Raw genomic sequence first — 11465 nt, forward strand, 5'->3', positions numbered from 1 at the left:
TTTGAAAAGTAAAGAGAAGTCCCGCAGAACTTCTCTTTACTTTAAAGTGTCAGTATAGGGTAAATTAAACTCACTTAGCAACTTTATTATTATCTAATTCCAAAATAGCTTTATAAATACGATTCCTATTATTTTTATCAGTATATGCAAAAAAGTTATCTACTCTTTTTCTATACTTATCTTCCATACGACTATTGTTTTTCATATAATAGATAACTTTATCAACTAAGCTATTATGATCTTCTATTACATCACCAAACCCCATTTTTTTATAATCATAATAATCAAGTTTAAAATGGTATGATTTTTCGTATTGATAATAGATAACAGGTTTTTTCTCATATGCAAAATCAAACGCTACAGATGAAAAATCAGTAATCATTATATTAGAAGAATTAAATAGCATTTGATAGCTGCTGTTATAGTCGGCAAACTCCACATACTCATGCTTTTCAAAGTCTACAATCTGTTGCTGAATATCTGGGTGCGGAAAAAAAGTTATTTTATAATTATTTTTCTTAGCAAATTCGATTAGCCGTTCATCATTAATCAAAGCATTATACCTAGAAAAGTATTCACTATCTTTAAATTTCGGGTTGTACGGTCTTACTCCTTTTGCCTGATCTTTCGGTAATACAATATCTTTTCTCCAAGTCGGCATTATTAGAAGCTGCTTTTCTCCTTCACTCTTCTTAAGATTATCGTATCTCGGAAATCCACCCAACAAAATATTCTCTTTTTTATAGTTGTAATTCCCTTTCACAATAGACCGATATTCAGGTTTGGCAGAAGTGACTAATAATTTGATATTCTTACTGTATTTATTTAACCATTCAGAATGATCTGCCATTGTTATTCCATGCTGCAAAAAGACAAACTCAAAATTAAATAAATCTCTAAAATAAATCTCCATATTAAAAAATGGATTTACAACCCATATATCTGCATGTGTCGATATTACTTTGGAAGAGGATAAGGTTAAAATTTTATGTCTAAAAGATCTGTATGGTATAACCTTTCCATATTTTTTAATCCTGTTGTAATCCTTGCTATCTTTTTTTATTATAAAGTATTTTTTTACCCCATCATTCTTGCTGATTGCATATTTAAAGAGGTGCTCTGCATTATCATCAGCTTTATCTTGTCTGTCTATGAATAACCAAACTGGCTTCCTGTTAAAAATAGTAAAAACATGGTGTGCCACTCTTGCCAACATTGCCTTTTTAATAGCTGATTTTCGTTTCTTTGATTTATCTCCTAATTTATTAAGGGATTTTAAGAAACGAAATTCTTTTATAAATCTATTTTTAACATTGTTTTGTTTGAACATTAATTTTTTATAATTATAATAAAAGATATAATCCTTTTTAGCTGCATAAGCGTTAAATAGATCATTTGACAAACCTGAATACTTAAAGAATCGAAGTTTTGCCATTTTTCTTTTTTTACCTTTAGCTATAAAAAATTCAATATGGTGATTGCCATCAAGATAGCTTTTCGGAATATCTATAGAAAAACCAGGATATTTTTTTATTACTTCTCCCAAACTTATATAATCGTTATGCCTTCTTTTTATTTTCTTTGCTTTTATTTTTGTTTCTCCAATTTTAGCATAAAAATTAAAGCCTTTAGAATTAAAAAGAGAGCTCCAAAATCCTTCAATATGAATAGAATCATCATTTTCTTCTAAAATCTCAATAGTTAGAGTTTGATTCGATAACTTCGAAACAATTTTATCTTCTCTGAATAAATAATAATCTTGTTCAGTTTCTTTTTCATATACATACTTACTATAATTTTCACCGTGTTTTATTTTTAAAGCATGATATAGATAGAAATGGCTGACACTTTTTGTATTAATAATGACATCGTCGTCAATATACGATAATACTTCTCGTATCAATGTTAAAAATTCGCGGTATTCATTTTCGTCTAAAGGTGTTTCACTAATATCCTTAATCAATAATTTCCACTTCAAATCATGCATAACCATGTATTGAAGAAACAAAGGTATTTTCTGTTCATTATTTTTGGTAATATCGATTAAATTCTTGGAGAAAGTGATAAGTGAATGGTTAAACCAATTCTTATTTGCTTTAGCAGTCTGCATGGCAGACGATCCATCTTCTCTAACTCTATAATGATATTTTGCCTCCTTAACAAGACCATACTTTTTCTTTTGCGATATAATTAAATTAACTAGCTTAGCATCTTCACCTATTTTACAATTTTCATCAAACCTGATTTTTTTCAAGGCATCATTTTTTATAAATGTAGAACAGCAATGAGTTAATATATGATGTGGTTCTTTTTCCACATCCAATATTCTCGTGGAAGAAAACTTATTATTTAGATTATGTTCTCCAGTTCTTCCTTCCTCAAAAAATATTGGGATTGCTACAATATCAATTTCATTTTTATGTTGGTTAAAGAAGTTTAAAACATTTTCGAATGTTTCTTCTGAAACTAAATCATCCGGATCCAAAAATTGAATATATCTGCCTTCGGCATACTTTAAACCATAATTTCGGGCACTGCTCACTCCGCCATTCTGTTTCTTTACATATACAATATTTTTTGGATATTTTTGAGCATATTCTTTACAAATCATTTCACTTTTATCAGGGCTTTCATCATTCACAAGTATTAACTGAATATTCTCGAATCCTAAAGTCTGGTTAATAACGCTTTCTATTGCATCAGTTAGATATAACTCGACATTATAAATCGGCATTATAACACTGAAATCATAGTTAAAACTCTTTTCGTTCATAAAAGATTACTCCTAACAAAATGTTTATATGAATAAGAATCCGGGTAAATAAAAGTAAAAACAATTAGAGTGCTAAATTTTTGAAAACACATAATTAATTTAGTAAAATGTATGAAAAGGATTCCTTACCTGTTTTTTAAAGTCTTTGTAAGAAAACTTTTAAATACGTTTACATGGTTAAGTTCTAAAGCATCATTTGGTGTTTTTAGGACAAAGTCAAATGCAAGGGCCCAAATCGGTATTTCTACAACAAAACCAGCATGTCTAAAATCTCTTAATTTATATCCCCATACTTCAATTGTTTTTTTCAGTTCTTTTCGTTTACATACTTTTAATCTATTAAAATATTTTATATATAATCTGTCATTTTCTTTCATCTCATAATACTGGTTAATAAAGTGCCCTGTTAATTCAAGTCTAAACCCTTTTATTTTTGTCGAAGTAACAGTACATGAACTAAGCAGTACTCTTTCTTTTTTTATATTTTCAAGAGCTTCTGTATTTTCTTTTAATAAGTGAAACATAAATTCTTTATAGTACATCGGCATATCTTGTTCTTTTATAAATTGCGGATCAATAAATTTTAAAACTTTTATAAAATTATCAACAAAAACTTTTTGTTCTTGTTGATCTAAAACAGACTTATAAACATCTCTATAGTTCGGATATAAAAACAATTTCATATGATATACAATTAAAAATTGCAGATAAGGCAAAACTATATCATATTTTTTTATTGAATCCATCAACAAAGTCATGTAACATTCATTCAACAAATATGTGTACCTTTTTTTGTTAAACCACGAACGATCAACTAACGAGTTCTGTTCTTTCCGTTTTCTATAAAAATACTTTCCTTCTGCAACTGCTCCGTATCTTTTTTCTTTCAGTAATAACTGATTAAAAAAGATAGCGTCTTCCCAAAACTTTATAGATTCATCAAACTGGACGGTACGATTTAGTGTATGTCTTCTGTAAAAAGTGCCGCCAATATAAAAGTGAATAGCTTTATAATCGTTGAGAATATTTATAACTCTTGTTCCTTTTTCAAATCTATTATTTAATTTATGTTCGCCTTCTTTTTCACCTGTGTAATAAACAGGTAATACCGCGATATTTACATCTTCGGAATCACAAAAAAAATCATAAACACTTTGCAGTGCATTATGAGACAATGCATCGTCAGAATCAAGAAAACCAATAAATTTAGATTGTTCGCTTACATTTGATAATCCACAATTTCTTGCAGCAGAGGGTCCAGAGTTTTCAATTTTCATGATTTTAATATTATTAGGATATAGATTTTTAAAGGACTCACAAATTTGAGGACTGCTGTCAACACTGCCATCATCTATTAATATCAGTTCTATATTTTCCTTAAATCCTATTGACTGGTTAATGACACTCTCTATTGAGTACCTTAAATAATTCTCAGAATTATATATTGGCATAATTATAGAAAACATGTTTGTACCTCTTTATTTAGAAGTTAAAGGATCGTTTCAATTACTCTTTTAGAAGCCTTGCCATCTTCTAAATTACAAAATTCATTATAAAAATCCTCATAGTTATGATCTATATAAGGATTATGTAACAACTCTATTACCGTATCTATAAGTTCTTCACTTGTTTGAACCAAGTTTCCTGGCGTTTTTTGCTGAAAATTAAAGTAAAAACCTCTGATAGAGTCTCGATAAGCCGGGAGATCATACACAAAAAATACGATGGGTTTTTTTAAATTCATATAATCAAAAAAGACAGAAGAATAATCCGTAATCAATAAATCACTAATTAAATATAAATCTCGAATATCTTTATATAAGGAAACATCCTTCACAAAATCTTTATATTTCCCTAAATTAAATTGTTCTGAAACTAGATAATGCATTCTTAAAAGAATAACCACAGAGTCCCCAAGCTTCCTCTTCATTTCCTCTAAATCAAATTGAAGTTTAAATTTATACTGACCAACTTTCTTAAACTCATTGTCTCTCCAAGTTGGTGCATATAAAATTATTTTTTTATCTTCGCTAATTTCTAACTCTTGTTTTACCCTATTTATTAATGATTCTTTATTTGGTGAATATAGAATGTCATTTCGCGGATAACCTGTTTCTAAAATTTGTTTTTTAAATTGAAATGCCCGTTTAAAAATTTCAGTCGAATAAGCATTAGGAGAAATCAAATAATCCCATTTGCTTGCTTCCTGCAGAAAATTCTGTTTATATTTTTCAGTTGTGGTTCCAGGCATATGCACTTCATCCATATCATTAGCAAGTTTTTTTAGCGGAGTGCCGTGCCACGTCTGTACATACAATGTGTTTTTTGGTTTTGGAATCCATAAAGGGAGCCGGCTGTTTGTAATCCAATATTTCGCTGTAGCCATGTACCAAATCCACTTAAAAGAAAACCTTTTTATATATGCTGCATCTACGCCGTCTAATGCCGACAAATATCGTTTATCAATGCTCCATATCATTTTATAATCATATTGATCTTTATTTTCCTGTAAATATTCATAGATTGCTCGGGGATTGCAGCTAAACTGTTTTCCTGAGTAGCTTTCAAATAAAATTAATTTATTGTTTCTTGGCAGAAGAGCAAAAATCTTAAAAAGAACTGAATAGGCCCTGACTAATAAACTTCTGCATTTTTGTAAAATAAAAGATTTCATAATGAACTCCTTAAAGAGTGAAAAATTTATATTTGCGCAAACAAGAAAAAAAGAAGCAACTGAATTACTTCAAGCCTCTTTAAGTTAGTGCTTCTATAAACTAGCCATGTCTTTTTTGATTTGGGTAGTTGAAATGCCTTCTGTTCTCGGGAGGTAAATGACCTCACAATATTCCTTTAAGAAGTCAAATTTCCCTTTCCAATCATCGCCGATCACAAATGTATCTATATCGTACTTTTGAATATCTGAGATTTTTTGTTCCCAGTTTTTTTCGGGAATCACTTCATCCACAAAATCAATTGTTTCTAAAATGAATTTTCGATGTTCATAGGAATGATGCGATTTTTTTTGTTTTTGAAGATTAAATTCATCTGTAGATAATCCCACGATTAAGTAATCACCCAGATTTTTTGCTCTTTGCAGCAGCTTCATGTGTCCATAATGAAATAAATCAAATGTTCCGTACGTTATCACTTTCTTCATCAGATAACATCACCTTCCAACCGTTTTCAACTGAGAGTACCAGAAAAAAACCAAAAACCTTAACAGATTGTTTATAATTTCGACACATTTTTTACGTACCATTAATATTGAACAATAATAGCATAAGTTCCTATAAAAGTTAAGGCTCTTTAAAAATGTCAATCACCAGCATTTTTTGGTATCATCGTTGTATTGATGTATAATTTTTACAGGTCTAATGCCTTATCCATACCCATTATAACAAGTTTTCTTTTTCGAAAAAATCGAATCCTTTGTCGCGTTTTTAAGTGAAACGATTTTCTTTCTGCTGCGTCATTTATTTTGTACGCCCCTCCTCATATTAATTCATCGTCAAAACGTGAAGGAATTGTAATGTGAATGTTAAAAGTTCCTAAAGATTTTTGTGGTAAGATAGAGTAAAATGTTTTCAGACAAAGAGTCTTTAATCAAACTATACGAATGACACGTGTTTTTTATAGACATATAGATGAAAAGGAGGGTTGATACGATGCAAACGAAACCCATTAATCAATTAGATTTTGTAGACGGTGAACTGACTTCATTTGTATCACATTTAGAAACGTCATTTTTGGACCAGAATAAAGGTGCGTTCATCGTAACAGCGAATCCTGAAATCGGATTTGAAGCGATGCAAAATCCGCGTTATGAAGCGGTTCTTTCATCTGCTGATTTTATTTTGCCGGATGGCATTGGTGTTGTGTTGGTTTCCAAGCTAATTGGTAAGCCGCTTCAATCCAGAATCGCCGGTTATGATTTGTTTACGTCTTTGCTTGAGAAGGCTGATCAAAAGAAAAAACGGGTTTTCTTTTACGGTGCAGCTAAGCATGTGATTGCTCAGACAATCGAGCGAGTCGAACGTGATTATCCTGGGATTGAAATTGCCGGATATTCTGACGGTTATGTGAAGAATCAACGTGAGGTAGCAGACAAGATCGCAGCCTCAAATCCTGACATGGTATTTGTTGCTTTAGGTTATCCTAATCAGGAGTTCTTTATCCATAAATACCGACATCTATTCCCTCAGGCTGTTTCTGTAGGGCTGGGCGGAAGCTTTGATGTGTTCAGCGGCAATGTCAAAAGAGCGCCCTCATTTTTTATCCGTTTTCACCTTGAATGGATGTACAGGCTGATCACAAACCCTGCGCGCTGGAGAAGAATGCTTAGCATTCCTAAGTATGTTACAGCCGTGCTGAAACATGAACGAACTTCAGCAAAGCCGCAATATACGGGACAGGTCAAAGATCAATCACGCCATCTGTAATGGGCCTTAAAGGAGCTATGGTATGTAATGAAATGCATGAATCTTTCGCTGTGCCTGCCGACAATCCGCGGCAGCCGTTTTGAGCTGATGACAGATTGAAATCCTGGTTTGCGTTTTTTTACTATTTGTTCATCAAAGTCATCGGCGCATTGCTGTTTTGGGTCAAACCGGGAAGTCAAGTGACCCTTCTTGTTTCCTTTCCTGATAATGCCCGGGCAATATTAAAGGAATATCAGATGGGACACTACTCATTTCCCATTCATGTACTTCTGACCCAGCATGCCAAATCGCTGGAAACAGAATTTCCTGAGCTTACTGTTTCAGTTATTAACGAAAAACACCCGCTTCATATATATAAAGCGGTCTTTTCTATGCTGAGCAGTAAAGCTGTGATTGTTGATAACTATTTTGTTTTGACAACCGTTTTGACCTGCAGACCTGATATCGAGTGTATCCAAGTTTGGCATGCGAATGGAGCGTTTAAACGATTTGGGTTAAAGGATATCAACACACAGAATCGTTCGCGGGCTGACGTGAGACGCTTTCGCAAAGTGTATGCTTCATTTGACCGGATTGTCGTCGGTTCTGAACATATGGCTGACATATTCAAAGAATTCTTCGATATAAAAGGTGATAAATTTCTTCGGTTTGGCGTGCCTTTAACCGATGCTTACTATGAGGTGAAGGAAAACAGCAATGACCTTAAAAGCAAATATCACCTGCCGGCAGAGAAAAAAATCATCCTGTATGCGCCAACCTTTAGGGATCATCAGTTTGAAAGCTTTTCGCTGCCGTTTTCAGAAAAACAGCTGCAGCATGATTTAAAAGGAGAATATTTACTTGCAGTAAAACTTCATCCTGTTATGAAGCAATCTGCTCAATTGCATGGGGATAGTGCGTGGATAAAAGACGTATCAGATCTCCCTCTTGCAGACCTTTTAAAAATGAGTGATCTGTTAATATCAGATTATTCTTCTGTCCCTTTTGAATTTGCTTTGCTGGACAAACCCATTTTGTTTTATACGTATGATATGGAGGCTTACAACAGAACCCGCGGTTTAATCCGCCATTATACAGAGGTAATCCCCGGGGTTCCTTGCCGTGATTCAGGAATGCTCTTGGACCAGCTGAAAGATATGAACAGGCTTCAAGCTGAAGTGGAGCGCTTTTCACGTGAATGGAATCTGTACTCGAGAGGGAATGCCAGCAAGCTGCTTTTAAGCTATGTAAATGAGAAATCAAGCTGATCTTTATATATAATAGAGATCGGTATTGCAAATAATATGAAAACCTTTTATAAAACATTATGAGTTGTAGTAAGGAAGGAGTCATTTTATGATTTATGCTGAGATTCTAGCCGGTGGAAAAGGTTCCCGCATGGGGAACGTCAATATGCCAAAACAGTTTTTGCCATTAAATAAACGCCCAATTATCATTCATACGGTTGAAAAGTTTTTATTAAATGACCGTTTCGATAAGATTTTAATCGTCTCCCCTAAAGAGTGGATTAACCATACAAAAGACATTTTAAAGAAATTTATCGGGCAGGATGATCGCCTGATTGTCGTTGAAGGCGGCAGCGACCGTAATGAATCTATTATGAGCGGCATCCGCTATATTGAAAAAGAATTCGGTATTCAGGATGATGACGTGATCATCACTCACGATTCTGTGCGTCCGTTTCTCACTCATCGCATTATCGATGAAAACATTGATGCTGTTCTTCAATACGGCGCGGTTGATACTGTTATCTCAGCCATTGATACAATTATTGCTTCAGAAGACCAGGAATTTATTTCTGATATCCCTGTCCGCGATAACATGTATCAGGGGCAAACACCGCAAAGCTTCCGGATCAGCAAATTGGTCGAGCTTTATAATAAACTGTCCGATGAGCAAAAAGCTGTCCTTACTGACGCTTGCAAGATCTGCTCGTTAGCAGGTGAAAAAGTGAAGCTGGTCCGCGGTGAAGTCTTTAACATTAAAGTAACGACACCATATGACTTAAAAGTGGCTAATGCCATTTTACAGGAGCGAATTTCACAATGATTAATCAAACATATCGTTTAGTTTCTGCCCGACAATTTGAAGTGACATATAAAGATAAAGTTGTCCATTCAGATAAGGTCGTCGTCCGTCCTACCCATTTATCCATCTGTGCTGCAGACCAGCGTTATTATACTGGCTCACGCGGCAAAGAAGCGATGGACAAAAAACTGCCGATGGCTCTGATCCATGAAGGGATCGGAAAAGTCATGTTTGATCCGACAGGCACATTTAAAGTTGGAACCCGGGTTGTTATGGTGCCAAATACACCGGTTGAAGAGCATGAAGTCATCGCGGAGAATTACCTGCGGTCCAGCAGATTCCGTTCAAGCGGTTATGATGGATTTATGCAGGATTATATGTTCATGGCGCCTGATCGGCTTGTTGAGCTTCCAGACAGCATTAATCCGCATGTCGCAGCCTTCACTGAGCTTATTACAATTGCAGTTCACGCGCTTTCCCGCTTTGAGCGCATGGCGCATAAGAAGCGTGACACATTCGGTGTCTGGGGGGACGGAAATCTCGGATTTATCATGACGCTTCTACTGAAGAAAAAATATCCAGACAGCAAGGTGTTTATTTTCGGAAAAACACCTTACAAGCTTGATCATTTTTCTTTTGTTGATGCAGCTTATCAAATTAACGACATTCCTGAAGATGTCAGAATCGATCATGCCTTTGAATGCGTGGGCGGACGCGGCAGTGAAAGCGCAATTGAACAGATCATTGCCCATGTCCATCCTGAAGCGTGTGTAGCGCTCCTAGGCGTGTCTGAATACCCTGTTGAAATTGAAACAAGAATGGTGCTTGAAAAAGGGATTACGCTGATCGGCAGCAGCCGGAGCGGACGCGAGGATTTTGCCCGTACTGTAGACTTTTTAGCTCAATACCCTGAAGTCGTTGATTATTTAGAAACATTAGTTGGCGGACGCTTCCCGGTACGCAGTATTGAGGAAATTACAAACGCGTTTGAAGCAGATTTGACTTCATCTTGGGGAAAAACTGTTATTGAATGGGAAATTTAAACAGTGAAAACATTCCTTACACGAATTGTAAAAGGAGTATTCGGCACTGCTTATAAACTATTGAGCGCTTTATTACCAGTACAGCACAACAAAATTGTCATAGCTTCCTATCGTGAGGATCATTTAAGTGATAATTTTAAAGGTGTCTATGAAAAGCTGAAGCAAGACCCGTCTCTTCGCATCACCCTGCTGTTCCGCAAGATGGATAAGGGGCTGATCGGACGAGCTGCATATTTGCTTCATCTTTTCAGCTCGTTATATCACCTTGCAACATGCCGCGTGCTTTTGTTGGATGATTATTATTTTCCTTTGTATGTTGTGCCAAAACGAAAGGAAACTGTTGCCATCCAGCTTTGGCATGCTTGCGGCGCGTTTAAAAAATTTGGCTACAGCATTGTGAACAAGCCGTTCGGCCCTTCTTCTGATTATTTGAAGATTGTTCCCGTGCATTCAAACTATGATTATGCCATTGTCAGTGCACCCGCTGCCGTTCCGCATTTCGCCGAAGCCTTTCAAATGGAGCAAAAGCAGATTTTGCCGCTCGGCATTCCAAGAACGGATTACTTTTATCATAAGGAACATATTCGCACTGTACTGGATGAGTTTCATCGGGTTTATCCTGAACTGAAGCATAAAAAAAAGCTTTTGTATGCTCCTACTTTTCGAGGCAGCGGACATCATCAAGAGGGTGACGCTATACCGCTTGATCTGCTACAATTAAAATCGGCGCTAAGCCATAAAGATTATGTCGTGATCCTCCATCTTCATCCGTATATGCGCAAACATGCGCACACGGAAGAGGATGATTTTGTGCTGGATTTAACTGATTCGTACTCTTTGTACGATTTGATGGCAATCTCTGATGGGCTGATAACCGATTATTCTTCAGTTATTTTCGAGTACAGCCTGCTGAAACGTCCGATGTATTTTTACTGCCCGGATTTAGAAGACTACTTGGAAGAACGTGATTTCTACTACCCGTTTGAATCGTTTGTACCCGGGCCGATTTCGAAAGACGTTCCATCGCTTGTACACGATATCGAGAGTGATCACGAGGCTGATACGAAACGTATTGAAGATTTTTCACAGGCATTTATCACCCATCAGGACGGCAAATCTTCAGAGCGGGTAGCCGATTTTATTTCATCATTTTTAACATCTGGTGCCGATTAGGAGAAAGTG

Annotated in this window: 9 protein-coding genes; 5 read left to right on the plus strand and 4 right to left on the minus strand. The window is 35.2% G+C overall.

Annotation, left to right across the window (positions count from 1 at the left end; all coding sequences use genetic code 11):
* Positions 1 to 70: 70 nt before the first annotated feature.
* From ggaB to tagD, 4 genes are all read right to left on the minus strand, one after another.
* Entirely contained in the window at positions 71 to 2773 is a 2703-nt protein-coding gene (gene ggaB, locus NSQ12_RS18900) for a poly(glucosyl N-acetylgalactosamine 1-phosphate) glucosyltransferase (RefSeq protein ID WP_198878458.1), read from the minus strand.
* A gap of 125 nt (positions 2774 to 2898) precedes the next feature.
* Positions 2899 to 4239 (minus strand): glycosyltransferase family 2 protein, encoded by a 1341-nt coding sequence (locus NSQ12_RS18905; protein WP_204551393.1) that lies wholly within the window; start codon positions 4237 to 4239, stop codon positions 2899 to 2901.
* Between the two features lie 23 nt (positions 4240 to 4262).
* A complete protein-coding gene (locus NSQ12_RS18910; protein ID WP_015251091.1) occupies positions 4263 to 5447 on the minus strand; it encodes a CDP-glycerol glycerophosphotransferase family protein in 1185 nt (394 codons plus the stop codon).
* Between the two features lie 93 nt (positions 5448 to 5540).
* Positions 5541 to 5930, minus strand: a complete 390-nt coding sequence (gene tagD / locus NSQ12_RS18915) for a glycerol-3-phosphate cytidylyltransferase (protein WP_029318766.1) — start codon at positions 5928 to 5930, stop codon at positions 5541 to 5543.
* Between the two features lie 508 nt (positions 5931 to 6438).
* Here tagD and NSQ12_RS18920 point away from each other — a divergent pair.
* The 5 genes from NSQ12_RS18920 to NSQ12_RS18940 all read left to right on the plus strand — a co-directional run bounded on the left by NSQ12_RS18920 (position 6439) and on the right by NSQ12_RS18940 (position 11456).
* Positions 6439 to 7212 carry a WecB/TagA/CpsF family glycosyltransferase gene (locus NSQ12_RS18920; protein ID WP_015251089.1) on the plus strand — a complete coding sequence of 258 codons (774 nt, stop codon included), beginning with the start codon at positions 6439 to 6441 and terminating at the stop codon, positions 7210 to 7212.
* 95 nt (positions 7213 to 7307) lie between these two features.
* Positions 7308 to 8459 carry a CDP-glycerol glycerophosphotransferase family protein gene (locus NSQ12_RS18925; RefSeq protein WP_088327095.1) on the plus strand — a complete coding sequence of 384 codons (1152 nt, stop codon included), beginning with the start codon at positions 7308 to 7310 and terminating at the stop codon, positions 8457 to 8459.
* 88 nt (positions 8460 to 8547) lie between these two features.
* Positions 8548 to 9261, plus strand: a complete 714-nt coding sequence (locus NSQ12_RS18930; protein WP_003235520.1) for a 2-C-methyl-D-erythritol 4-phosphate cytidylyltransferase — start codon at positions 8548 to 8550, stop codon at positions 9259 to 9261.
* Positions 9258 to 10283 (plus strand): ribitol-5-phosphate dehydrogenase, encoded by a 1026-nt coding sequence (locus NSQ12_RS18935; RefSeq protein ID WP_003235523.1) that lies wholly within the window; start codon positions 9258 to 9260, stop codon positions 10281 to 10283. Before NSQ12_RS18930 ends, NSQ12_RS18935 begins: the two co-directional genes overlap by 4 nt.
* A gap of 3 nt (positions 10284 to 10286) precedes the next feature.
* On the plus strand, positions 10287 to 11456 hold the full coding sequence (locus NSQ12_RS18940; protein ID WP_088327097.1) for a CDP-glycerol glycerophosphotransferase family protein: 1170 nt from the start codon (positions 10287 to 10289) through the stop codon (positions 11454 to 11456).
* Positions 11457 to 11465: the final 9 nt, after the last annotated feature.

This window comes from Bacillus sp. PS95, from assembly GCF_037963565.1.
GTDB lineage: Bacteria > Bacillota > Bacilli > Bacillales > Bacillaceae > Bacillus > Bacillus subtilis.